The 24572-nt window shown below is 45.6% G+C and carries 17 protein-coding genes and 1 other annotated feature; of the genes, 12 read left to right on the forward strand and 5 right to left on the reverse strand.

Annotated elements, in window-relative coordinates; all coding sequences use genetic code 11:
• Nucleotides 1-484 precede the first annotated feature (484 nt).
• Nucleotides 485-1954 (reverse strand): glutamate synthase subunit beta, encoded by a 1470-nt coding sequence (locus OCV50_RS02340; RefSeq protein ID WP_239841573.1) that lies wholly within the window; start codon nucleotides 1952-1954, stop codon nucleotides 485-487.
• The gene (gene gltB, locus OCV50_RS02345) at nucleotides 1954-6501 is read right to left on the reverse strand and encodes a glutamate synthase large subunit (protein ID WP_261903608.1); all 4548 of its coding nucleotides are present in this window, start codon (nucleotides 6499-6501) and stop codon (nucleotides 1954-1956) included. The genes OCV50_RS02340 and gltB overlap by 1 nt, the downstream gene beginning before the upstream one ends.
• 531 nt (nucleotides 6502-7032) lie before the next feature.
• Between gltB and OCV50_RS02350 the strand changes: the two genes are divergently transcribed.
• The 4 genes from OCV50_RS02350 to OCV50_RS02365 all read left to right on the forward strand — a co-directional run bounded on the left by OCV50_RS02350 (nucleotide 7033) and on the right by OCV50_RS02365 (nucleotide 12765).
• On the forward strand, nucleotides 7033-7989 hold the full coding sequence (locus tag OCV50_RS02350; RefSeq protein WP_261903609.1) for a TIGR01212 family radical SAM protein: 957 nt from the start codon (nucleotides 7033-7035) through the stop codon (nucleotides 7987-7989).
• Between the two features lie 81 nt (nucleotides 7990-8070).
• On the forward strand, nucleotides 8071-9843 hold the full coding sequence (locus OCV50_RS02355) for a diguanylate cyclase domain-containing protein (protein ID WP_261903610.1): 1773 nt from the start codon (nucleotides 8071-8073) through the stop codon (nucleotides 9841-9843).
• 125 nt (nucleotides 9844-9968) lie between these two features.
• Complete coding sequence (arcB, locus tag OCV50_RS02360) at nucleotides 9969-12314, forward strand: aerobic respiration two-component sensor histidine kinase ArcB (protein ID WP_261903611.1); 2346 nt, start codon at nucleotides 9969-9971, stop codon at nucleotides 12312-12314.
• A gap of 7 nt (nucleotides 12315-12321) precedes the next feature.
• Nucleotides 12322-12765 carry a hypothetical protein gene (locus OCV50_RS02365; protein WP_239841568.1) on the forward strand — a complete coding sequence of 148 codons (444 nt, stop codon included), beginning with the start codon at nucleotides 12322-12324 and terminating at the stop codon, nucleotides 12763-12765.
• A gap of 130 nt (nucleotides 12766-12895) precedes the next feature.
• On the opposite strand, the gene arcA is transcribed toward OCV50_RS02365, so the two are convergent.
• On the reverse strand, nucleotides 12896-13612 hold the full coding sequence (gene arcA, locus OCV50_RS02370) for a two-component system response regulator ArcA (protein WP_004741534.1): 717 nt from the start codon (nucleotides 13610-13612) through the stop codon (nucleotides 12896-12898).
• A 542-nt stretch (nucleotides 13613-14154) separates the two neighbouring features.
• Here arcA and OCV50_RS02375 point away from each other — a divergent pair.
• A complete protein-coding gene (locus OCV50_RS02375) occupies nucleotides 14155-14640 on the forward strand; it encodes a putative 4-hydroxy-4-methyl-2-oxoglutarate aldolase (protein ID WP_261903612.1) in 486 nt (161 codons plus the stop codon).
• A gap of 11 nt (nucleotides 14641-14651) precedes the next feature.
• Here the strand turns inward: OCV50_RS02375 and OCV50_RS02380 are convergent, their stop codons facing one another.
• Nucleotides 14652-15119: a ribonuclease regulator gene (locus tag OCV50_RS02380; RefSeq protein WP_261903613.1), complete on the reverse strand. Its 468-nt coding sequence runs from the start codon at nucleotides 15117-15119 to the stop codon at nucleotides 14652-14654.
• Between the two features lie 320 nt (nucleotides 15120-15439).
• Nucleotides 15440-15555, forward strand: a sequence feature (Thr leader region).
• A gap of 31 nt (nucleotides 15556-15586) precedes the next feature.
• Here OCV50_RS02380 and thrA point away from each other — a divergent pair.
• The 4 genes from thrA to OCV50_RS02400 all read left to right on the forward strand — a co-directional run bounded on the left by thrA (nucleotide 15587) and on the right by OCV50_RS02400 (nucleotide 21088).
• A complete protein-coding gene (gene thrA / locus OCV50_RS02385; RefSeq protein ID WP_261903614.1) occupies nucleotides 15587-18046 on the forward strand; it encodes a bifunctional aspartate kinase/homoserine dehydrogenase I in 2460 nt (819 codons plus the stop codon).
• 17 nt (nucleotides 18047-18063) lie between these two features.
• The gene (thrB, locus tag OCV50_RS02390; protein WP_032553216.1) at nucleotides 18064-19020 is read left to right on the forward strand and encodes a homoserine kinase; all 957 of its coding nucleotides are present in this window, start codon (nucleotides 18064-18066) and stop codon (nucleotides 19018-19020) included.
• A complete protein-coding gene (gene thrC / locus OCV50_RS02395) occupies nucleotides 19017-20300 on the forward strand; it encodes a threonine synthase (protein WP_261903615.1) in 1284 nt (427 codons plus the stop codon). The genes thrB and thrC overlap by 4 nt, the downstream gene beginning before the upstream one ends.
• Before the next feature lie 128 nt (nucleotides 20301-20428).
• Complete coding sequence (locus OCV50_RS02400) at nucleotides 20429-21088, forward strand: NADPH-dependent FMN reductase (protein ID WP_261903616.1); 660 nt, start codon at nucleotides 20429-20431, stop codon at nucleotides 21086-21088.
• Nucleotides 21089-21168: 80 nt separating this feature from the next.
• Here OCV50_RS02400 and grcA read toward each other — a convergent pair whose 3' ends face one another.
• Nucleotides 21169-21546, reverse strand: a complete 378-nt coding sequence (gene grcA / locus OCV50_RS02405) for an autonomous glycyl radical cofactor GrcA (protein ID WP_261903617.1) — start codon at nucleotides 21544-21546, stop codon at nucleotides 21169-21171.
• Nucleotides 21547-21873: 327 nt separating this feature from the next.
• On the opposite strand from grcA, the gene nfo reads away from it, so the two are divergent.
• From nfo to OCV50_RS02420, 3 genes are all read left to right on the forward strand, one after another.
• Nucleotides 21874-22779, forward strand: coding sequence for a deoxyribonuclease IV (gene nfo, locus OCV50_RS02410; protein WP_261903618.1), 906 nt, complete (start codon nucleotides 21874-21876; stop codon nucleotides 22777-22779).
• Nucleotides 22780-23227: 448 nt separating this feature from the next.
• Nucleotides 23228-23908: a uracil-DNA glycosylase gene (ung, locus tag OCV50_RS02415; protein WP_261903619.1), complete on the forward strand. Its 681-nt coding sequence runs from the start codon at nucleotides 23228-23230 to the stop codon at nucleotides 23906-23908.
• A gap of 86 nt (nucleotides 23909-23994) precedes the next feature.
• Nucleotides 23995-24546, forward strand: coding sequence for a hemerythrin domain-containing protein (locus tag OCV50_RS02420; protein ID WP_239841560.1), 552 nt, complete (start codon nucleotides 23995-23997; stop codon nucleotides 24544-24546).
• Nucleotides 24547-24572: the final 26 nt, after the last annotated feature.

Here is a 24572-nt window from a genome sequence, read left to right on the forward strand (position 1 = left end):
TGAGACTGCGGGTTCCTTTGGCATGTATCACTACAGTGCCGAAGCCTCAGCTTATGTCCCAATCGCGAGTGAAGCCTTTCACAACATCGAGTGGGGAAACCAACTAGACTGCTCCTGCAGAAAGTGTTGGTTTTCTTATTTGAACGATTCTTGTTCTATTAAAGCGATCTCCATACTTATCATGTTAAAAAATTGATAGCAAGTAGTTGGTTTTCTAGCTAGGAGTATTTTGAATAGTTAATTAATCTGAAAATGCGCACTAAAAATGACCAAGTTATGATTTTTTCTATTGTTTTGTTGTGTTTTCTAGACTTATTAACCCAGTTGATAATGATTATTAATCATTTTTGTTACATGTCATTTTTTCGTCTTAATTCATAAAAAATGGATAAATAGATAAATTAGAAGGGGGCAGTATTGCAGAAACAAAAAAGGCCAACACAGAGTGTTGGCCAAAAGTTTGGAAGGAATTGTTATTAAAATTCTATGCTGAAAGCATCAAAGAGTTGGCTTTCGCTTCTAGGTTAGAGTTGCCCATTAGGAAATCATCGATAGCAATCGCACATTCACGACCTTCGTTGATACAGCGTACAACCAGAGATTGACCAGTACGCATATCACCCGCTGCAAACACACCTTTTTGGTTAGTTGCAAAGCCGTCAGTCGCAACGTTACCGCGATCATCCAGTTTGATATCAAGTTGAGCAAGTACGCCTGTTGGTTCTGGATGTAGGAAGCCCATCGCTAGGAATGCCATATCACATGGAATCACACGCTCTGAGTTTGCCACTTCTTCAAATCCTGGGCGTTCACCTGGCTTAGCATCTTGCCAAACGATGTCAGCAATACGTAGACCAGTGACTTCGCCTTTATCGTTACCGATAAATTCTTTAGTCAGGATATTCCAGTGACGCTCACAACCTTCTTCATGAGAAGTAGTTGTCTTCATGATCATTGGATACTGAGGCCAAGGCATATTCGCTGGGCGCTTCTCTGGCGGGATCGGCATGATCTCAACCTGAGTAACGCTTGCTGCTTTATGACGGTTAGAAGTACCCACACAGTCAGAGCCCGTATCACCACCACCGATAACTACAACGTGCTTATCTTTTGCGTGAATCTCTTCAGTCTTCAGATCCATACCGTTTGCACGGCGGTTGTTTTGACCTAGGAATTCCATTGCGAAGTGAACACCTTTCAGTTCACGACCTGGAACTGGAAGATCACGTGGCACTGTTGAGCCACCGGTTAGTAGCACAACATCGAACTCTTGACGAAGTTGTTGAGCATTCACATCAACACCGATGTGTTGGTTTACTTTGAACTCAACACCCGCTTCAGCCATTAGGTTGATCTTACGATCAATCACGTCCATACCCAGTTTGAAATCAGGGATACCAAAACGCAGTAGACCGCCAACTTTCTCATCACGCTCAAATACGGTTACTGAGTGACCAGCACTGTTGAGCTGCTCTGCCGCTGCAAGACCTGCAGGGCCAGAACCGATGATTGCGATTGTCTTGCCGGTGCGTGAACGTGGTGTTTTAGGTTTTGCGTACCCTTCACGGTACGCAGTTTCTACAATCGTTTTCTCGATGTTACAGATAGTGATTGGGTCTTGGTTGATACCAAGTACACATGCGCTCTCACAAGGAGAAGGGCACACACGACCTGTGAATTCAGGGAAGTTGTTGGTTGAGCTTAGAATGTTCCAAGCTTCTTCCCAGCTATCACGGTAAACCGCATCGTTAAATTCTGGGATGATGTTACCAATCGGACAACCGCTGTGACAGAAAGGGACACCACAGTCCATACAACGAGAAGCCTGAGTATTGATCTTGTCACCAAACTCTTCGTTGAGTACGAACTCTTTGTTGTCTTCGATACGAACTGATGGGTCGAGCTTCTTAGGAAGCTCACGACCGTGTTCTAAAAATCCAGTAGGCTTACCCATTATACTGCCTCCACTTGTTCCGTTTGTGCTTGCTCTGCTTCAGCCTTACGCTTTTGAAGTACCGCTTTGTAGTCGCGCGGCATCACCTTAACCATTGAGGTTAGGCTTGCTTCAAAGTTGTCTAGGAAAGACTGAGCAACTTCACTTCCTGTGAATTGAACCTGCTTAGTTAGCATCTCTTTCAGTAGTTCACGATCTTCTTCTTCGATTGGATCTAGGTCTACTAGTTCAGGGTTTAGCTTAGTTTCAAAGTCGCCCGACTTATCCCAAACATAAGCCACACCGCCACTCATACCTGCCGCAAAGTTACGACCCGTTGAGCCAAGGATAACCGCGACACCACCAGTCATGTATTCACAACCGTGGTCACCAACACCCTCTACAACCACTTTCGCGCCTGAGTTACGTACACAGAAACGCTCACCCGCCATACCGCGGATGTATGATTCACCAGAGGTCGCACCGTAGAAACATACGTTACCTACAACGATGTTATCTTCAGCAACGATGGTTGATTTCGCGTCTGGGTAAAGTACTAGCGTACCGCCAGATAGACCTTTACCCCAGTAATCGTTCGCATCACCTTCCACTTCGAACTTCACGCCCTTAGCAAGGAAAGCACCGAATGATTGACCAGCAGAACCGTTAAACTTAACGTTCATTGGTTGAGGTAGACCTGCGTCTTTGTAAACCTTCGAGATTTCGTTCGACAGCATAGTACCCGCAGAACGGTCCGTGTTGATGATAGGGAATTCTGCATCGACAGCTTCGCCTTTCTCAAGTGCTGGAATCGCAGCTTGAATCAACTTACGGTCAAGAACTTCTTCTAGGTTGTGGTTTTGCTGTGTTTGGTTGTAAACACCATCTTCGTCACGAGCTTGCTCAATGTGAAGAACAGGAGACAGATCTAGGTTCTTGTATTTCCAGTGTTGGATGTCTTCACGAACTTTCAGTTTGTGTGACTGACCAACCATCTCATCGATAGTGCGGTAGCCAAGCTCAGCCATCACTTCACGTAGACCTTCAGCCATGTACTGGAAGAAAGTCACTACGTCTTCTACGCGGCCATCGAAGCGCTCACGTAGCGTCTTGTTCTGAGTTGCGATACCCACAGGACAGGTGTTCTTATGACACTTACGCATCATGATACAGCCTTCAACAACCAGCGCTGCTGTTGCTACACCCCACTCCTCTGCACCCAGTAGTGTTGCGACTGCAAGGTCGCGCGGCGTCTTCATCTGACCATCAGACTGAACCACGATACGGTTACGTAGGCCGTTCTTCAGAAGCGTTTGGTGCGTTTCCGCTAGACCAAGCTCCCAAGGTAGACCTGTGTGACGGATAGACGACATTGGTGATGCACCTGTACCGCCATCGAAACCAGCGATAAGGACAACGTCAGCTTTTGCTTTCGCAACACCTGATGCGATGGTACCTACACCTGCTTCCGATACGAGCTTCACGTTTACGCGGCCAGCACGGTTCGCGTTCTTCAAGTCGTAGATAAGCTGAGCCAAATCTTCGATTGAGTAGATATCGTGGTGTGGTGGTGGCGAGATTAGACCTACGCCCGGAGTCGAGTGACGTGTTGCACCGATCCAGTCATCAACCTTGTCACCTGGTAGCTGACCACCTTCACCTGGTTTCGCGCCTTGAGCCATCTTGATTTGTAGCTCATCTGCGTTAGTTAGGTAGTAAGACGTCACACCGAAACGACCTGAAGCAACCTGTTTGATTGCAGAGCGTTCCCAGTCGCCGTTCTCTTTGCGCTCGAAACGCATTGGGTCTTCACCACCCTCACCAGAGTTCGACTTCGCGCCGATACGGTTCATCGCAACGGCTAGCGTTGAGTGCGCTTCGTAAGAGATCGAACCGAATGACATTGCACCTGTTGCGAAACGCTTCAGGATGTTTTCGATAGGCTCAACTTCTTCTAGTGGGATTGAACCTGCTGGGTTCTTAACAAAGTCGAGCTGGCTACGTAGTGTTGCCGCGTTATCGCCTTGGTCATCAACCGCTTTCGCGTATTTCTTGAACTGAGCGTAGTCTTTGTTACGTGTTGACTCTTGCAGTAGTGAGATGGTTTCAGGGTTAAATAGGTGTTTTTCGCCACGCTGTTTCCACTGGTAAACACCACCTACATCTAGAACTTGTACTGGGATTTCACGCGTTGGGAAGCCGATACGGTGACGTACTAGAACTTCCTTAGCGATATCATCGATCGTTAGACCTTGGATACGTGAAACTGTACCTGTGAAGTACTTATCAACCACAGACTTACTGATACCCAATGCTTCAAAGATCTGTGCACCGTGGTAAGACTGTAGCGTTGAGATACCCATCTTCGAGAAGATCTTCAGAAGACCGCCGTTGATTGACTTACGGTAGTTCTCGAACAGTTCGCGAATGTCTGTTTCTGGATCAAGTTTCTTCGTACGTTGCAGGTCAACCATAGTTTCGATAACTAGGTATGGGTTCACTGCGTTTGCACCGTAACCGATCAGAGTGGCAAAGTGGTGCGTTTCACGTGCGTCACCTGTTTCAACCACGATGTCACACTTCGCACGTAGACCCTTACGGATTAGGTGATGGTGAACAGCGCCAACCGCCAGCATTGCTGGGATAGCCGCGTGGTTAGAGTTAACCGCACGGTCAGTTAGTAGGATGATTGAGTAACCATCGATAACTGCGTCTTCTGCGTACTGGCAGATACGTTTAAGTGCACGCTCAAGTTTGCCTTCGTCTTCGCTTGCTTGGAATACGATGTCTAGCGTTTTAGCTTGAAGGTGCTCGTTATCGATAGCACGCAGTTTTTCTAGCTCAGAGTTAGATAGAACTGGAGATTCAAGCTCTACTTTTTGACAGTGTTCTGGAGACTCTGCAAGTAGGTTCTGATCTTTACCTAGGTAAGTGTTCAGAGACATAACCATACGCTCACGGATCGGGTCGATCGGCGGGTTAGTTACCTGAGCAAACAGCTGCTTAAAGTAGTTTGATAGATGTTGTGACTGGTGCGATAGAATCGCTAGTGGCCAGTCGGCACCCATTGCAGAAAGTGGCTCTTTACCATCTTTCGCCATCGGTACAATGATTTCGTTAACTTCTTCTGAGCTGACACCAAACGCTTGCTGCTTGTGCAGTAGCTTCTCTGGTGAAGGTTGGCTGAATTCGTTGCTCGCATCCGGCAGCTTCTTCAGGCTCAGTAGGTTCTCTTCAACCCACTTTTCGTATGGTTGTGCTGATGCAATGCCATCTTTCACTTCTTCATCAGAAATGATGCGGCCTTGCTCTAGGTCAGCAACGAAGATACGACCTGGTTGTAGACGACCACGGAACTCAACGTTCTCAGGCTCAATCTCAACAACACCAGACTCAGAAGCCATTACTAGGAAGTCATCTTTAGTCACTGTGTAGCGAGAAGGACGCAGACCGTTACGGTCAAGCGTTGCACCTACTTGAACACCATCGGTGAAACAAACTGATGCTGGGCCATCCCACGGTTCCATCACGTTCGCGTGGTATTGGTAGAACGCGCGACGAGTTGGGTCCATGTTTTTGTTTTCTTGCCATGCTTCAGGGATCATCATCATCAACGCATGTGGCAGGCTGCGACCAGATAGAACTAGGAGCTCAAGTGCCATATCGAAGTTAGATGAATCCGAGCTACCTTCCTGACAGATAGGAAGTAGCATGTCGATCTCAGCCTGAGTAAACAGGTCAGATTCGATGATCGCTTCACGTGCCTTCATCCAGTTCAGGTTACCGCGAACTGTGTTGATTTCACCGTTGTGAGCGATGTAACGGAAAGGCTGTGCTAGACGCCAGCGAGGGAATGTATTGGTAGAGAAACGAGAGTGAACCAGTGCTAGAGCACTCACCATCGTTGGGTTTTGTAGGTCTAGGAAGTACTGAGGTACTTGTTCAGTGGTGAGCTGACCTTTGTACACAACCGTCTTGTAAGACATAGAGTTGATGTAGAAGTCGTCACCAATGTTAGACACACTCTCAAGGCATACTCGAACCGTGTAGTTACGTAGAACGTACAGTTTACGCTCTAGCTCTTCAGGTGTGATACCTGGACCACCAGAGATAAATACATGTTCAAATTGAGGCTCAGTGCTCAGTGGATCTGCGCCGATCATTGAGTTATCAGTAGGCAACACACGGTAACCAATCACTTCTAACTCTAGGCGTTGTGCATTGCGCTCCAGAATATCGCGACACTGTGCACGTTTGTGTTCATCTTTAGGGAAAAGTACAACACCAACACCGTATTTTTCAAAAGATGGCAGCTTAATACCCAGCTTTACCGTCTCTTCAAGTAGAAACTCGTGTGGTTTCTGCAGCAAGATACCTGCGCCATCACCTGAACACGGATCGCAGCCTTGGCCGCCACGGTGTTCCATTCGAGCTAGCATATCTAGTGCTTGGGTCACTACTTCATGAGACTTACGGTTTTTGAGGTGAGCTACAAAACCGATACCACAAGCGTCATGCTCCAATTCAGGAGTATACAGACCCTGTGAGTTCTGCTCTTGATCTACCATAGATACATCCTTCCAGTTAAATCTAGGCGTAACTAGTTTGCACTTCGTCAGCCTTGTCCTTTTATATTTATGAGTCTAAACCTGCCCTGTGTTGGCGGTTTGAGTCCTTTCTGTCTCTCGCAGGAAAAATTTTGCGAGAAAAACAATCCTTAGTGATATCCGTTTTTTTTTGACCACAAACTAGTGGTTTATATAGGTGGGATTTGGATAACACCGATTTATTAGCAAGTTTGAGTTGTAATAAAATACTCAAAAAAGGCCAATATGTGTAAGTATCCTACAATTTTGTTAAGGATAATTGCAATGAAAGTTGAACGATGTAGACCATTTTTTTCGTTTTGAATTGAATTTTTTGCATAACATTTGTGCAACATTAGGCAAATAGAGCCGTTTTTTTGCATTTTTATTGATATTTGTTAGGTGTCTCGCAAATGCTTTTCAGTAAGCTGCCTGGCTTTATTTATGAAATCCTGTAATTAACTTTCATAGATGAAATTGATATTCATTCTTATTTAGCTTGGTGCATCTCTCATGCAATTACACGAATTGGTCAATACGATTGGTCAAGATCTCCAACGTCGCTACGGCGAAAAGGTTCATAAACTGACTTTACATGGTGGTTTCAGTTGCCCTAACCGTGATGGAACGATAGGCCGAGGTGGCTGCACTTTTTGTAATGTTGCTTCTTTTGCCGATGAAGAGACTCAGGTTCAAAGTATTGCTGCTCAACTGACAGATAGAGCGGGTGAGATTGCACGTGCCAAGAAATATTTGGCGTATTTTCAGGCTTATACCAGCACCTATGCAGAGGTTCAGGTGCTCAAAAACATGTATGAAGAAGCGTTAAAAGCACCGGGTGCCGATATCGTTGGTCTATGTGTTGGCACACGCCCTGACTGCGTGCCAGATTCCGTACTAGAGTTGCTCTCGGGCTACGTTAAGCAAGGTTACGATATCTGGTTGGAGTTGGGACTGCAAACGGCAAATGATCAAACGTTGAAGCGCATCAATCGTGGTCATGACTTTGCTATCTACGAGAGCATTACCAAGCGCGCCAGAGCTCTTGGAATCAAGGTATGTACGCATTTAATTGTCGGCCTACCGAAAGAGACCAAAGCCGACAACCTTGAAACCTTGGAGCGTGTTTTAAACGTCGGTACTGACGGAATCAAACTGCACGGTTTACATATTGTTGAAGGCAGCACTATGGCAAAGGCTTGGAAAGCCGGAAAGTTAGAGGCGCCATCACTCGAAGAGTATGTTGATATCGCCACTGAGATGATTCAGCGCACTCCGGCTGAGGTCATTTATCATCGTGTCTCTTCCGCAGCACGCAGACCCACCTTGTTATCGCCATTGTGGTGTGAAAACCGTTGGCTGGCGATGACAGAGATTGGTCGTTCGTTAGATAGAAGCGGCGCGCAAGGTTGTAAGAATGGTGATGCCTTTGAGTACACGCTGCCACTGCTCAATTCCACTCTGAAGTAACCCTTTGCGGCTTTTAGAGATAAAAAGATCAATTGATGATAACATCTGCCCTTATTAGAGATGTGTATAGATAGAGGGTAGATGGAACCGTTGATGACTTGGTTGTGGGACAACGCGATTTGCTATGGATCGTTTATTGTTACCCTTCTACTGTTTACCTTGTTCGGCTGGTATCTCTATTCCCGTTATCAAGCGCATATCGAACACTTGCTGCTCGCTACGCCAACACCTTTGTGTATGGTCGATTTAAAGAGCGGTGAAATCGTATATACAAATCGCCAAGCCATGCAGTTATTGGGTATCCGTCAGATGGGGACTCACTTCCGCTATCCAACCAATGACTGCAAAACCGCTTTTACTGAAAGTCTGTCTAATCACCAAAGTAGCCACTCCTTCGAACAACGTTTGATGTGGGCGTTATCCGAGTTTGAATCCTGTAAGATCCACATGCTAGGGCGCAAGATGATCTTTCGTGGTAAACGCGTATGGATGATCTACCCAACGCCGCACAAATACTCTAGTGAAGAACAATCTCAAGAGTTGCGAGAGCTAAATATTGCTCGAACTGCCTTGGATTCACTATCAGAATTGATTCATGTAAAAGATCAAAAGGGTGAACTTGTTGCCAGTAATCGCTCGTTCAAGAAGTTTTGGCATGGTCGATTAGAAGAGGGCACGCTGAGTGTGTCGAGTGGCGTGCTCAAAGGACGAGTCAGTCAACGCAGTTGGACGACGGATCAAGAGGGAAAGAGTTGCCTGCTTGAAACCTATCAAAGCGTGTTGATTGATGGAAATGGCGAGAAGATTGGAACGCTCTCTATTAGTCATGACGTGACGGATTGGCACGACATGCAACAACAACTGCGTGATGAGATGGAGAAGCGTAAAGACACCGAGGTGGCTCTGGCTCAGAGAGATACCATTCTTCAAAATATTTTAGAGGCAAGTCCAGACTCGATCGGTATCTTCAACGAAAACATGGTCTATCAAGCGTGTAATAAACCGTTTGTCGCCGCTTTGGGGATCTCTGAAGTCAGTGATTTGGTGGGTAAGCGCCTTCAAGACGTGGTGCCAAACAGCATGTACTTGCGTCTCTCTGACTCTGATCATCAAGTTCTGCATCAAGGGAAATCCCTGCGCTATATCGATAAAGTTGTCTCAAGTGATGGTGAGCAGACGTGGTATGACGTGGTGAAATCGCCATTTAAAGATCCGGCATCAAGTACCAGTGGTGTCTTGATCATGGCGCGTGATATCTCTGAGCGCTACCTCGCTGAGCAGAAACTGGAAGAGGCTAATCTTGAGCTAGAGCGTTTGAGCTTCTTGGATAGCCTGACTCAGGTATCTAACCGCCGTCGTTTTGATGAGCAACTTTCTACCTTGTGGCACTTCCATGTTCGAGAAAGGCAGCCTCTGACCATCATGCTATGCGATATTGACTACTTCAAAGGCTACAACGATTTCTATGGTCACCAACAGGGTGATGATGCCTTGATCCAAGTATCGAAAGCCTTCAAACGTGTTCTGAACCGCTCCTCTGACTGTGTTGCACGTTATGGTGGCGAAGAGTTTGCCTTCATACTGCCGAATACGGCGACGGAAGGTGCTCAGCTGGTGGCGCAACGTATTCATGATGAGATCCAAAGCTTAGGGATTGTTCACGAAAAGTCACAGATTTCTGAGTGGGTGACAGTCAGTATCGGTGTGGTTTCTTATATCCCAACGCTGGATGATGAGATGGAATCGGCGGTTGCGTTGGCAGATAGCGCGCTCTATCAGGCTAAAGCGAACGGTCGTAACCAGACCAGTGTCCACCCTAACTCAACGGGGCGTCTTCATACCTTGGACTCATGAGTCATTCACTGGCACTAGATAAGCTCAATTAAATGGTGGGATGGGTGTTGCATGTGATGTGGCTAGCTTACCTCCCTTGTCTAAACAGGGTAGAATATTGCTAGTCTTATCGCATGGAGCGCTAAATGAAACCCATGAAAAATCTCGCCCAGTATTACGTTGATCTTCTCGTAAAGCTGGGTATCGTCCGATTCTCTATTCTCCTCGCATTAGCACTGGTCGCGCTTGCGGTCGTGGTTCAAGTTGGTATCACACTGGCTCTCAAAGGTAATGTCGATGATATCGATATTGTCCGTTCTGTCTTCTTTGGTCTCGTTATCACGCCTTGGGCCGTCTATTTCCTTTCTGTGGTTGTCGATCAGCTCGAAGAGTCTCGTCAGCGTTTAGCAAAGCTGGTTTCTAAGCTCGGCGACATGCGTGAACGTGACCAAGAGCTAAACAGCAAACTGCAGCTTAATATCGAGAAACTGAATCAAGAAATTGAAGAGCGTGAAAAGGCCGAAGAGGCGCGTGCTGAAGCAATGCATGACCTAGAAAACGAAGTCTTTCAGCGCGAGCGCACTCAACTCGAACTCGCAGAACGCACTGCGCTGCTTCGCTCATTCATTGATGCATCTCCTGACCTTATCTATTACCGAAACGAAGATGGCGTTTTCTCTGGTTGTAACCGAGCGGTTGAAGAGCTAACTGGTAAAACAGAGAAAGACCTAGTGGGCCTAACCCCTTGGGATGTCTACAGCAAAGAGGTAGCTCAACAAGTTGTTGAAACCGATGAAAAGGTCTTTGCAGATAACCAAGCCGTCACTTACGAGCAGTGGCTTGAGTATCCAGACGGACGCAAGAACTACTTCGAGCTGCGTAAAGTACCTTTCTACAGCAAGGATGGTCGCCATCTTGGTTTGGTTGGTTTTGGACGTGATATTACCGAACGCAAAGAGCATCAAGAGTCGCTTGAGAAAGCCAGCCGCGATAAGACCACGTTTATTTCAACCATTAGCCATGAATTACGTACTCCGCTAAATGGCATTGTCGGCTTAAGTCGTATGCTGCTCGATAGTCAACTGACTACAGAGCAACGCAAGCACATGCAGACCATTAAAGTCAGTGCGGTTACGCTTGGTAATATCTTTAACGATATTATCGATATGGATAAGTTTGATCGACGCAAGCTTGAGCTGTTCCCAACGCCAATTAACTTCGAAGATTTTGTTTCTGAGATGGAGAGTATCTCTGCATTGATGGCGGAACAAAAAGGATTGAGGTTTGATCTGGAGAGATTGTCTGACCTGCCAACCGCAGTCGAAGTAGATGGGACTCGCTTACGCCAAGTGCTATGGAATCTCGTCAGCAATGCAATGAAGTTCACCAAAGATGGTGGTGTGGTGATGACGGTGAGCGCGGACATTGAAGACGATTTCGCACACATCACGATGGAAGTGGAAGATACTGGTATCGGTATCCCAGAAAGTGAAATCGATAAAATTTTTGCGATGTATTACCAAGTGAAGTCGGGCTCCGATAACTTACATGCAGTAGGGACAGGGATTGGCTTGGCCGTTTCTAAGCAGCTGATTAACATGATGGATGGGGATATCACCGTAAGCAGTGAAGAGGGCTTTGGCAGTACCTTCACAGTGTCGATTCGCGTACCCGTTAATCACGATACCCAGGCTTTGGTGAAGACGCCAAGAAAACAGTCGCAATTGAACATCTTCATGGTTGAAGATATTGAACTCAACGTTACCGTTGCTCGCTCGCTGCTAGAAAGTTTGGGGCATCAAGTCACGGTGGTGATGACAGGTAAAGAGGCACAGATCGCCTTTAACCCACAAGAATTCGATCTGGTGTTACTGGATATTCAGCTTCCAGATATGACGGGCTTTGATATTGCTAAGTACTACCGTGAGAAATACTCTGAGCTACCGCCGCTGGTGGCGCTGACTGCCAATGTACTCAACAACAAGAAAGAGTATCTAAACAAAGGCATGGACGATGCGATCAGCAAGCCGCTATCAGTCAAAGCGATTCAAGATGTGATTGCGAAGCTGATAGAAAAGGAGCACTCCGATAAGCCACAGGTGATTGAGGAAGCGCAAGTGGTTGAACCGAAAACCACATCGATAGACACCAGCTTACTTGATATTGAGATGCTAGAGTCATATGTTGATATTGTTGGCCCTAAGCCTGTGCTCGACAGCATCGCGATGTTTGAGGAGATGATGCCTGACTACATGGATATCTTGAACTCGAACATGGTGGCAAAAGATCAAGCTAATATCGTTTCAGAAGCGCATAAGATCAAAGGTGCTGCAGGTTCGATTGGCTTGAAGCGCATTCAACAAGTGGCGCAAAAAGCGCAATCACCAGATCTTCCAGCATGGTGGGAGAATATTTCAGATTGGGTTGATGAAATTAACAACGAATATCAGAACGACATTGAAGTTTTAAAGAGTTGGTTAAATCAAAGGTAGAAGAATAATGAAAAAATTAGCATTCGCCGCCTGTGTAGTGGCATTAGCGGGTTGTTCTGCACCACAAGTAGAATGGCAACAAGATAACCAAGTCGAAGTCTCTACTACGACCATCACAATGAAAAGCAACCTGTGGCTGAATAAAATGCCAACCATAGGTGAAGCGCAAGATAAGACGCTACATGGTGCTATTTATCTTGAGTCTGACTCACAGCTACCGGCATCACTAGCGGTGGAGAGTGTTACGGTTAAGCAGGGTGCGGATACACTGCTCATTACAGCAGATGACCTAGACCTAAGAACGCATAATGAAACTCAGTGGGAAGTAGCGTTTGTGTGGCAGTTAGAGATCGACAGTGAACAGCCAGTTGATGTTGCCGTGGAGCTGAAAGATGGTGAGACTGTGAAGTGGCTGGTTGAGAAAGACGTTAAGGTTGATACGGTTTACTAAAGAAACGTTTGTGTAGGAATAGCATGTTTAGGCATGTGATTCATGCCGAATGAAACGGATATTAAAAAAGGGAGGATGCTGAGCATTCTCCCTTTTTCGATTCACTATGATGGCGTAACCATCACATGAATTAGTCTTCTAGATCACCACAGAAGCGGTAGCCTTCACCGTGAATCGTAGCAATGATTTCTGGAGTACCAGATACTGATTCAAAGTGCTTACGAATACGACGAATAGTTACGTCTACTGTACGGTCATGTGGCTTAAGCTCACGGCCAGTCATCTTCTTAAGAAGGTCTGCACGTGTTTGGATCTTGCCTGGGTTCTCACAGAAGTGCAGAAGTGCACGGAACTCAGAGCGAGGTAGCTTGTAGCCTTCGCCATCTGGGCTTACTAGAGAGCGGCTGTTGATATCCAAAACCCAACCGTTGAATTCGTACTTCTCAACGCTGCGCTTCTCTTCTTGAACAGAGCTTGTGCTCATTGAACGGTTCAGAAGGTTGCGTGCACGGATAGTCAGCTCACGAGGGTTGAAAGGCTTAGTGATGTAATCATCTGCACCAATTTCTAGACCAAGGATTTTGTCTACTTCATTATCACGACCAGTCAAGAACATTAGCGCAACATTTGCTTGCTCACGTAGTTCACGAGCAAGTAGAAGGCCGTTCTTACCAGGTAGGTTGATGTCCATGATAACAAGGTTCACTTGGTTGTCAGACAGCACTTGGTGCATCTCTTCACCGTCGCTAGCCTCAAAAACAGCATATCCCTCTGCTTCAAAAATACTCTTAAGAGTGTTACGAGTTACTTGCTCATCTTCTACGATAAGAATCTGCGGGGTTTGCATTTTGGCGGTACCTAAATTTGTGACGAAACTGTGCTAATAGAATAAATTCTAGGCAAAAACATAACATACAGGTAATGTAATTTTGATGATAACTCAAAGTTTTCAAAAATACACTTACTTCCAGCTGTCTGCCTTCCTTGAAGTATTGCCAATAACGTAAATCCAGTACGCCTTTTAATCATTCTGTTAGTGATTGCTGAGAATTCTATAATGTTAACAGCATGCTAACAACGCGATAATGTTAATTCCATTCACTTTGTTGATTTATATCAATTGCTGTCTGGTATCAAACTTGATTAGTATGAGCTACTGCTTAATCAACACTATAAATGATTAAATAGCCATAAATATGGAATGGCTATTCGAACTGGCTCGTATATTTTGCTTCCATAGTCACACTTAACCATATCAGAGGTAGGCTGTGGAACCTCGGAAGCGATAAGCTGTCTTTTTATTATAGACGGATTGAAAACAAAGGATTTATTTTTACTTTAAGCATGGGGCTAGCAGCATGGGCTGCCTGTCTCGCTCATGGAGGATATATGCACGATATAACACCGGACTTATGTGATGAGTTCGAAAGCAAAGTGACGCTACTCAGACTCCCTTTACAGAATTACGGCCAACGTGCTGCGTTCTGGGGCGAAATTGTAACAGTGCGTTGCTATCACGATAACTCTAAGGTTCGTGATGTGTTAGAAGGTGATGGCAAAGGTAAAGTACTGGTGGTCGATGGCAATGGCTCTTGCCAAAAAGCCTTGCTGGGTGATCAACTTGCCATTTTAGCGATTGAGAATGGTTGGGAAGGGGTAATCGTCAATGGAGCAATTCGTGATGTCGGTATGATGTCGCAGATGGATCTTGGCGTTCAAGCACTCGGATCTTCACCATTCAAAACCGAAAAGCGCGGTAGTGGTCAGGTTAATGTAACACTGACAATCCATAACCAACTCATCCAGCCTGGCGATTACATTTACGCTGACTGGAACGGAGTATTACTCTCTTCAGAGCTTCTCATTAATTCTTAGAGTCGCTTAGCTTAGAAGCGGAAACCAATTCCGACTTCAACACCTTGCTGCCACTCTTCATAATCGAGAGTGGCATGCAGATCTAGGTTATCAGTCAGTTGTACTCGGCTGGTCACCTCAGCCGCAATTAATTTTTCTTTCCCTTGTTCGACATCATCGTCACTGCTGTAGGTGTGCAGAGTACTGTTGAAAGAGATGCGATCACTCAATTGATAGCTCACACCACTGAGAAATCCATTTTCATGTCTTAGGGCATCGCTATTGATCCTAGCTCCCACGAATAGATCAACGTTCTTGAACACGGAATAGGAGTAGCCGCTGTCGACTTTCCACACATCGAAAGACTCATTGGTTGAGCTTTGGCTAGAGATAAAAAATTTGTGTACAGAGGTGTCGAGCTGACTCGGCAAGAGAGGTAATGAGTTAGCGCTACAAATAACAGGCATAGCAAAGGCTAAAAGAAATAGTAATCTTTTCACTTCCCACTCCTGATGTCGTTATTATTTGTTATATACGCTTGTTGTCTAATTAAAGCACAGATTTTGATGGTTAGCTGTACGACCTAGATACCTTTTTGCTCGATCTATATAGGCAACTGATTGCTTTTGCGATCTGGGGCAAACTCTGTTCATTTTTTATACCTTGCATTTCATGGCTACATTCTGCTCTAAATAACGTCTTACTATGAAAAATGTCGTGAATGCGAAAAAAAAGTAACTTTTCATTGACGAGATGTAGCAAAACTTGATACACGTAGAGATAAGCAAACGCAGAGAATTGAATATGCAGCACTCAAGCCACCTAGTAATGACCACAACCATTATTATTACCGACATTACAATTGTTGGGGCAGGCTGCTAACTAACGGATTTACAAATAAAGGCCTGTATCCCACAAGATACAGGCCTTTTTTTATACCATTTTTACGACTTATGGAGAGGAAGGGATGCGAGTTTTAAAGTTTGGAGGTTCATCATTAGCGGACGCCGATCGTTTTTTGAGAGCGGCGGATATCATTGCTAATAATGCCCAGCAAGAAGAGCTAGCGGTCGTGCTATCAGCACCGGGTAAAACAACCAATAAACTGGTTGCGGTGATTGAATCAGCACTTAAACATGGTGAAGCAGAATCTCAAATCAAAGAGATTGAGTCTTCTTTTGTTGCACTGTTTTCTGACATCAAAGCACTGGTTCCAGGTGTAGATGGTACGGCTTTCCAAGAGCAAGTGGATACGTCACTGACTCAACTACGTCAGTTTGTTAATGGTATCGACCTGTTAGGCATGTGTCCTAACCACGTTAACGCGCGCATCATCAGTAAAGGTGAGCGTATCTCTATTCAGTTAATGAAGGCGGTATTAGAGGCAAAAGGTCAGCCAGCTAACCTTATCGACCCTGTTCAGTACTTGTACGCGAAGGGTGATCACCTAGAAGCGATGGTCGATGTTGATGTATCAACGCAAAACTTCCGCCAAAACCCTCTTCCTCAAGGACACGTAAACATCATGCCTGGCTTTACAGCCGGTAATGACAAGGGTGAGCTAGTAACACTAGGCCGAAATGGCTCGGACTACTCAGCCGCAGTGTTAGCAGCGTGTTTGCGTGCCGATTGTTGTGAAATTTGGACTGACGTAGACGGCGTTTACAACTGTGACCCTCGCCTTGTTGATGATGCTCGTCTTCTTAAGTCATTGAGCTATCAAGAAGCAATGGAGCTTTCTTATTTCGGTGCTTCAGTTCTTCACCCTAAAACAATCGCGCCAATTGCGCAGTTCCATATCCCATGTTTGATCAAAAACAGCTTTAACCCTCAAGGTGCTGGCACTCTTATCGGCCAAGATACTGGCGAAGACAATCTTGCAATCAAAGGCATCACTACGCTAAGTGACCTGACAATGGTTAACGTGTCTGGTCCGGGTATGAAGGGCATGGTTGGCATGGCAAGTCGTGTCTTCGGTGCAATGTCTTCAGCTGGCGTTTCCATCGTTCTTATTACTCAATCATCATCTGAGTACAGCATCAGCTTCTGTATCGAATCTGCAGATAAGCAAAAAGCGCAACAAGTATTGTCTGAAGCGTTTGAACTTGAACTGAAAGATGGCCTACTTGAGCCAGTTGAGTTCATGGATGACGTAGCTATCGTTACACTTGTTGGTGACGGCATGCGTACTTCACGCGGTGTTGCTTCTCAGTTCTTCTCGTCATTAGCAGAAGTGAACGTAAACATCGTCGCGATTGCACAAGGCTCTTCTGAGCGAGCAATCTCTGCAGTGATCCCTGAAGATAAAATCTCTGAAGCGATCAAAGCGTGTCACGAAAACCTATTTAACTCTAAGCACTTCCTTGATGTCTTCGTTGTCGGTGTTGGCGGCGTTGGTGGTGAGCTGGTGGATCAAATCAAGCGCCAACAAGGTAAATTGGCAGAGAAAGGCATTGTTATCCGCGTATGTGGCCTAGCAAACAGTAAAGGCCTACTGCTTGATAGCGAAGGACTACCACTGGATCACTGGCGTGATCGCATGAACAGCGCAACTGAAGAGTTTAGCTTGCCACGTCTTGCTGCTTTGGTTCAGCGTAACCACATCATCAACCCAGTCTTGGTGGATTGTACTTCAAGTGAAGCGATTGCAAATCAGTATGCTGACTTCCTAGCGGCGGGTTTCCACGTTGTTACACCGAACAAGAAAGCAAACACAGCAAGCATGGCTTACTACCATCAGCTTCGTGAAGTTGCACGTAACTCACGTCGTAAGTTGATGTACGAGACAACAGTAGGCGCAGGCCTTCCGGTTATCGAGAACTTGCAGAACCTTATCTCTGCTGGTGATGAACTTGAGAAATTTAACGGCATTCTATCGGGTTCTCTATCTTACATCTTCGGTAAGCTAGATGAAGGTATGACACTAAGCCAAGCAACCAACATTGCGAAAGACAACGGCTTTACAGAACCAGACCCACGTGACGACCTTTCAGGCATGGACGTCGCACGTAAGCTACTAATCTTGGCTCGTGAAGCGGGAATGGCTCTAGAGCTTGAAGATGTAGAAGTTGATCAAGCACTGCCACCAGGTTTTGATGATTCCGGTAGCGTGGAAGAGTTCATGGCGCGTCTACCAGAAGCGGATGCCTACTTCCAAGAGCAGTCTGCGAAAGCGGCTGAAGAGGGCAAAGTACTACGTTATGTTGGCGAAATCGCCGATGGTAAATGTAAGGTTCGCATTGCAGCAGTCGATGGCGATGACCCAATGTTCAAGATTAAAGATGGCGAGAACGCACTCGCATTCTACAGCCGTTACTACCAACCAATTCCACTAGTACTGCGTGGTTACGGTGCAGGTACTGAGGTAACGGCAGCGGGCGTATTCTCTGATGTAATGCGTACCCTTGGCTGGAAATTAGGAGTTTAAGAATGAGTTCAAGTGATATGGATGTTGTAGTTTACGCTCCAGCTTCAATCGGTAATGTCAGCGTTGGCTTTGATGTACTTGGTGCAGCCGTGTCGCCTATCGATGGCACACTGCTTGGTGACCGAGTGATGGTCAAAGCGGGTGATGAACCATTCTCCCTAAAAACTGCAGGTAGCTTTGTTTCTAAGTTACCAACGGAAGCAAAAGAGAACATCGTTTACGATTGCTGGACCGTGTTTGCTCGTGAAATCGATAAAAAGGGTGTCGCTCTTAAACCACTAGAGATGACGCTTGAAAAGAATATGCCGATTGGTTCAGGTTTGGGCTCAAGCGCATGTTCAATTGTGGCGGCGCTGGATGCTCTAAACCGTTTTCATGGTCAGCCATTAGACGAGACTGAACTGCTCGCACTTATGGGTGAGATGGAAGGTAAGATTTCAGGCGGCGTTCACTATGATAACGTAGCTCCGTGTTACCTTGGTGGCGTACAACTTATGCTGGAGGAGCTGGGCATTATCAGCCAAGAAGTGCCTTGCTTTGATGACTGGTACTGGGTAATGGCGTATCCGGGCATTAAAGTATCAACCGCAGAAGCGCGAGAGATCCTACCATCTCAATACCGTCGTCAAGATATCATTGCTCATGGTCGCCACCTTGCAGGCTTTATTCACGCTTGCCACTCTGGTCAGCCTGAGCTTGCTGCAAAGATGATCAAAGACGTGATCGCAGAACCATATCGTGAGAAACTGCTACCAGGTTTTGCTGACGCTCGTAAATACGCGTTGTCAGCGGGAGCGCTTGCCACGGGAATCTCCGGCAGCGGACCAACCTTATTTAGCATTTGCAAAGAAAAAGATGTCGCTGAGCGTGTTGCACGCTGGCTAGAACAAAATTACGTACAAAATGAAGAAGGATTCGTCCATGTTTGTCGTTTGGACAAGCAAGGCTCGATCGTTACAGGAAGTGAGTTATGAAGCTGTACAACATCAAAGAAAATGATGAGCAAGTCTCTTTTGGCCAAGCCGTTCGCCAAGGTCTAGGCCGTAATCAAGGTCTATTTTTCCCATCAGAGCTACCAAAGTTTGATGATATCGATGCACTGCTAGCAGAGGACTTTGTCCCTCGTAGCGCAAAGATTCTCTCTGCACTGATTGGTGACGAACTACCAAAAGAGCAGATCGATCAAATGGTAGATGCAGCGTTCCAATTCCCTGCGCCTATCAATCAAGTGAAAGATGGCGTTTATGCGCTTGAACTGTTCCACGGCCCAACGCTGGCATTTAAAGATTTTGGTGGCCGTTTTATGGCGCAATCTTTGGCTGCGGTTTCCGATGGTGGCAAGATTACCATTCTTACAGCAACATCAGGTGATACGGGTGCGGCGGTTGCGCATGCGTTCTATGGTATGGAAGACATCAACGTTGTGATTCTGTACCCGAAAGGCAAGATCAGCCCACTGCAAGAGAAGCTGTTCTGTACACTAGGTAAAAACATCCACACTGTTGCTATCGACGGTGACTTCGATGCGTGTCAGGCACTGGTTAAGCAAGCGTTTGATGACGCAGCACTGCGTGAAGAGATCGGTCTTAACTCGGCGAACTCTATCAACATCAGTCGCCTAATGGCTCAGATCTGTTACTACTTTGAAGCCGCTTCTCAGCTAACGAAAGAGCAGCGTGAAAAGCTGGTTATCTCAGTACCAAGTGGTAACTTCGGTAACCTGACAGCGGGTCTGCTGGCGAAAGCATTAGGCCTACCAGTGAAGCGCTTCATTGCCGCGACCAACGAAAACGACACAGTGCCACGTTACCTAGAAACAGGTGAGTGGGATCCAAAGCCGACGGTTGCAACCACATCGAACGCAATGGATGTGAGCCAACCAAACAACTGGCCTCGTATCGAGGAGCTTTGCCAACTGAAAGGCTGGGGCTTGGATACTCTGGGTAAAGGTAAAGTATCTGATGAGCAGAGTGCAGAATCAGTTCGTGACCTAAAAGCACAAGGTTACCTATGCGAACCGCACGGTGCGATTGCTTACCGTCTACTGGACGAACAATTACAAGACGGTGAAACAGGTCTGTTCTTATGTACGGCTCACCCTGCTAAATTCAAAGAAGTGGTTGATGATATTCTAGGTTCAGATATCGATCTACCAGGTCCTCTAGCGAAGCACGCGGCGATGGAGCTGCTGTCTGAAGACCTTGCGAATGACTTTGATGCTCTGAAGGAAGTACTGCGCCGAGTTCAGTCATAGTTCTGAATACGCCAGTTCTGATAAGAGTATAACAACGACAAACTCATTGCGGTTTTGTTAGATTGAATGAAAAGGTGAGTACCATTGGTATTCACCTTTTTTATTGGATATTGATATGAGGAGAAGGTATGCACTTTTTGGTGTTTTTAGGATCCGTGCGAGAAAGCACACCACCGAAACCTGCCAGAGTGGGCGAGCGAGTAAGTCGAGCCTGTATGAAACTACTCAATAAGACCTATCCTGAGCATACGGTTGAGATCATCGATCCTCTGAACTATGAACTTGGACCGATTTTCAAACCGGAGTTCTCTTATCGACGTTCTCAGGTGCCGGCTTCTCTGAGTGAGTTAGCAGAAAAAATCCAACAAGCGGATGGTTACGTGATGGTAAGCCCTGAATACAATCATTCGATGAGTCCTGCGTTGGCTAATATTCTCAACCACTTCGGTAGTTCTCTATTTTCTTACAAGCCGAGTGCGATCGTAACGTACTCTGCAGGTCAGTGGGGCGGTGCACGCGCTTCGGTCTCAATGCGAACTTTCTTATCTGAGCTTGGTTGTTTGCCGGTGTCGGCGATGATCCATCTACCAAAAGCACAACAAGTGTTTGATGAGGAGGGGGATATAGCAGATACCACTGAGCAAGAGCAATGGGATGAGTACATGAACCGTACTTTACATCAATTAGTTTGGTGGGCTGAGGGAGCTGCACTCCAAAGAGAAAAGCAAGATCCTACCATATTGGCTAAAGCGTTTCGTAAAGATCCGTCGCAGCGTAATGCACCTTAACGCCGCTGATATTGAGACGAAAAAAAAGCTTGGTCGCGATGACCAAGCTTTTTCAAATTCGGTAACTCTAGAGTTCTAAATTATAGAGACTCAGTGAACGTACGTGCGATAACATCACGTTGCTGTTCAGTAGTTAGAGAGTTGAAACGTACAGCGTAACCCGATACACGGATAGTAAGCTGTGGGTAGTTCTCTGGGTGAGCAACTGCGTCTTCTAGCGTTTCGCGCTTAAGAACGTTTACGTTTAGGTGTTGACCACCTTCGATGCGTGGTGCAGTTTCGATTGCAACTTCACGGCTCTCGTACTCACCTAGATCAGCAGTTGGGATAACTTGGTCAGCTTCGAAACCAGCTGTTGCTGCAACACAACGCGCTTCGTTCTTTTCGCTATCTAGTAGCCAGATTGAGTTAAGTAGTTCGTCGTTTGCTGCTTTAGTAATTTGAATACCTTGGATCATCACTATCTCCTAGTCCACTGAATGTGGTTTGATTTATGGTGTTAACTTTCGAATTTTGTTGAGCTGGGTTATATATACCCATTTTGTGCTAGTGTAATATTGATTTAAGTCAAAAAACAACCAAAAACCTTAATTTTTTAATGGTAATTACTTTGAGTTAAATCAATAAAACCTTTGAAAACAATGTAGTTACAAAATATTTTAAACTATAAAAAATATTTAACGGTCGATTTTGTTGTAATTTTACTACAAAATTTGTGCTTTTATTGAACTGACGCGGATATAAACAAGCTTTTATCCACCATTCTGTAAGTGTGAAGTGATTTAATGACAAACAGCAATTCTCTGGAAAAAAAAGACTCAAATTCTCGCCAAAAGTTTATTGGTGCGCATGTGTCGGCAGCTGGCGGTGTCGATCAAGCGCCTATGCGAGCGCGTGAAATTGGCGCGAATGCTTTTGCGCTATTTACTAAGAATCAGAGACAATGGGCAGCGAAGCCATTAGAGCCAAAAACCATCAGTGCGTTTAAAGCCAACTGTAAGATGTTAGGTTTTAGCTCAGAGCACATTCTTCCCCATGACTCCTATCTGATTAACTTAGGTGCGCCAGAAGAAGAGAAGTTAGAAAAGTCGCGCGCTGCTTTTATTGATGAAATGGAGCGTTGTAACCAACTCGGCCTGACGTTACTGAATTTTCATCCTGGGAGTCATTTAAAGAAGATTTCCGAAAGTGACTGTTTGGCGAGAATCGCCGAATCTATCAATATTGCTCATCGTGCAGTGCCAGATGTGATCGCTGTGATTGAGAATACCTCTGGGCAAGGCACTAATTTAGGTTGGAAATTCGAACACCTTGCTGAAATTATTGATCAGGTTGAAGATAAAACTCGTGTTGGTGTTTGTTTAGATACCTGCCATACCTTTACTGCAGGCTATGACTTACGTACTAAAGATGCGTGTGAAGCCACTTTCGCTGAGTTTGATCGCATTGTTGGAATGCACTATCTCAGAGCAATGCACATCAATGATTCAAAAGCTGAGTTCGCAAGCCGCGTCGATCGACACCATTCGCTTGGTCAGGGTGAGATCGGTTGGGCGTGTTTTGAATATATAGCGTCAGATTCGCGCTTTGATAACATGCCGTTGATCTTGGAAACGATCGATTCTTCGATTTGGAAAGAGGAAATTCAACAGCTTAGAATGTATCACCATACGTCTGTTAATGCAGAGTGACGGTGGAACATACTAAGCCATAAAAAAACTGTGGCTAAATAGGATTGTTGGCACCTTTCTTTCATAGTGTTTAATGAATATGTATTTCACTATGTAATAGAGGAGGGTGCCATTATGTATTCGACCACTTACACACCTAAAGCTAATCTTCATGTTTCAACGATTCATGCGACCCCTAGATTGCCAACTCCGAATCGTCACATTCACAGCCATGGTCATCATCGAACGCCTCAGAAAGGCCAATCATGATTCTCCCTCTTTTTACTCAGCGGTGAGTATCAATGAATCTCTATCTGCGAACTTGGACAACGATGTCTATTAATAGCGGTATGAGGTATAACTAGGCTTTACAGTCACAGTTATCACTCATACCGTTATTTTTATGCAGGGAACTAGTTTAATCCAAAGAGCTAGCTCTACTCGAGTGACACCGTTTGGGAGCAATTCAATGAGTTCGTCGCAGACTTGGCAAGAGATTATTCGTCAGCAACAGAGCCAACCTTACTTTCAGAAAATGAACGACTTTGTAGAGCAGCAAAGACGTGATGGAAAGGTCGTATACCCACCAGAAAATCAAGTGTTCAGCGCCTTTGATATGACGCCATTCGAGGACGTACGTGTCGTGATTCTAGGACAAGATCCTTATCATGGTGCTCAGCAGGCACATGGTTTGGCTTTTTCTGTGCTACCTGGCGTTAAGATCCCACCCTCCCTGCGTAATATGTATAAAGAACTTGCTGATGACATAGAGGGCTTTGAAGCGCCAACACACGGTTATCTAGAATCTTGGGCACAACAAGGTGTATTGATGCTCAATACTGTATTAACAGTAGAAGAGGGCAAGGCGCACTCACACGCTAAATGTGGCTGGGAAACCTTTACTGACCATATCATCGCGCAACTTAATGAACGCACTGAACCGATTGTCTTTTTATTGTGGGGCGCACATGCTCTGAAGAAAGGCCAAGCCATTGATGAGAACAAGCATTTTGTATTGAGTGCGCCACATCCATCACCACTATCTGCAAGACGCGGCTTTTTTGGCTGTAAGCACTTCTCTCAAACTAATGAGCTATTAAAGTCACAAAATTTGCCTGCAATTGATTGGTGTTTACCATTTGATGTCTAGTTTGATGGTTTTCTGAGCAGTATCAAACCCTATTTTCGCATCTTCATATACACTTACAAAGAGTAGGTTTAATGGAGTGCAATACTATGATGATAGAAAGGATAAGAAGAGAGCATGGTTACATGGCTCGTCTGCTCACGATCTTGAATACCAAGCTTGAGCTTCTAAAGAAAGAACGAGCGATAAACTACAGCTTAGTGGCGGAAGTGGTGCATTATTTAATGAATCACTCAGATAGTGTGCATCACCCTAAAGAAGACATAATCTACCGTCACTACTTAAAGCACTATGGTAAACAACAGGCAATTGAAGACCTAGAGCTTGAACATCAGATACTCGCTGAAAAGACCGCTGACTTTTTAGATGTCGTTGAGATGATTCTTCAAGATGCGGTTGTTCCGCAGCAGGTGTTTATCGATCAGCTCGCAGCGTTTATAGAAGCGCAGAGAAAACACATGGAGTATGAAGAGAAAGTGATTTTGCCGATTATCGTCGGTGCTTTCTCGGTGCAAGATTGGCGCAGTGTTGAAGAGCTTTGGCAACAGCCGGAAGACGACCCTGTGTTTGGTGACACGATTGCAGACCAATACCGTCAGTTAGCGACTCGCGTTCGCCAAAGTGAAAAAGAGTGTGTATAGCCAGCGAAGTCGGTAGGTAATCAAAA

Source organism: Vibrio fortis (genome assembly GCF_024347475.1).
GTDB lineage: Bacteria > Pseudomonadota > Gammaproteobacteria > Enterobacterales > Vibrionaceae > Vibrio > Vibrio fortis.

Coding starts and splice junctions, on each gene's coding strand:
- OCV50_RS02400 (WP_261903616.1), top strand. CDS start 20,429: ATGCACTTTTTGGTGTTTTTAGGATCCGTGCGAGAAAGCACACCACCG.
- OCV50_RS02365 (WP_239841568.1), top strand. CDS start 12,322: ATGAAAAAATTAGCATTCGCCGCCTGTGTAGTGGCATTAGCGGGTTGT.
- arcB (WP_261903611.1), top strand. CDS start 9,969: ATGAAACCCATGAAAAATCTCGCCCAGTATTACGTTGATCTTCTCGTA.
- grcA (WP_261903617.1), bottom strand. CDS start 21,546: ATGATCCAAGGTATTCAAATTACTAAAGCAGCAAACGACGAACTACTT.
- nfo (WP_261903618.1), top strand. CDS start 21,874: ATGACAAACAGCAATTCTCTGGAAAAAAAAGACTCAAATTCTCGCCAA.
- thrA (WP_261903614.1), top strand. CDS start 15,587: ATGCGAGTTTTAAAGTTTGGAGGTTCATCATTAGCGGACGCCGATCGT.
- gltB (WP_261903608.1), bottom strand. CDS start 6,501: ATGGTAGATCAAGAGCAGAACTCACAGGGTCTGTATACTCCTGAATTG.
- arcA (WP_004741534.1), bottom strand. CDS start 13,612: ATGCAAACCCCGCAGATTCTTATCGTAGAAGATGAGCAAGTAACTCGT.
- OCV50_RS02375 (WP_261903612.1), top strand. CDS start 14,155: ATGCACGATATAACACCGGACTTATGTGATGAGTTCGAAAGCAAAGTG.
- OCV50_RS02340 (WP_239841573.1), bottom strand. CDS start 1,954: ATGGGTAAGCCTACTGGATTTTTAGAACACGGTCGTGAGCTTCCTAAG.
- thrC (WP_261903615.1), top strand. CDS start 19,017: ATGAAGCTGTACAACATCAAAGAAAATGATGAGCAAGTCTCTTTTGGC.
- OCV50_RS02355 (WP_261903610.1), top strand. CDS start 8,071: ATGGAACCGTTGATGACTTGGTTGTGGGACAACGCGATTTGCTATGGA.
- thrB (WP_032553216.1), top strand. CDS start 18,064: ATGGATGTTGTAGTTTACGCTCCAGCTTCAATCGGTAATGTCAGCGTT.
- OCV50_RS02420 (WP_239841560.1), top strand. CDS start 23,995: ATGATGATAGAAAGGATAAGAAGAGAGCATGGTTACATGGCTCGTCTG.
- ung (WP_261903619.1), top strand. CDS start 23,228: ATGAGTTCGTCGCAGACTTGGCAAGAGATTATTCGTCAGCAACAGAGC.
- OCV50_RS02350 (WP_261903609.1), top strand. CDS start 7,033: ATGCAATTACACGAATTGGTCAATACGATTGGTCAAGATCTCCAACGT.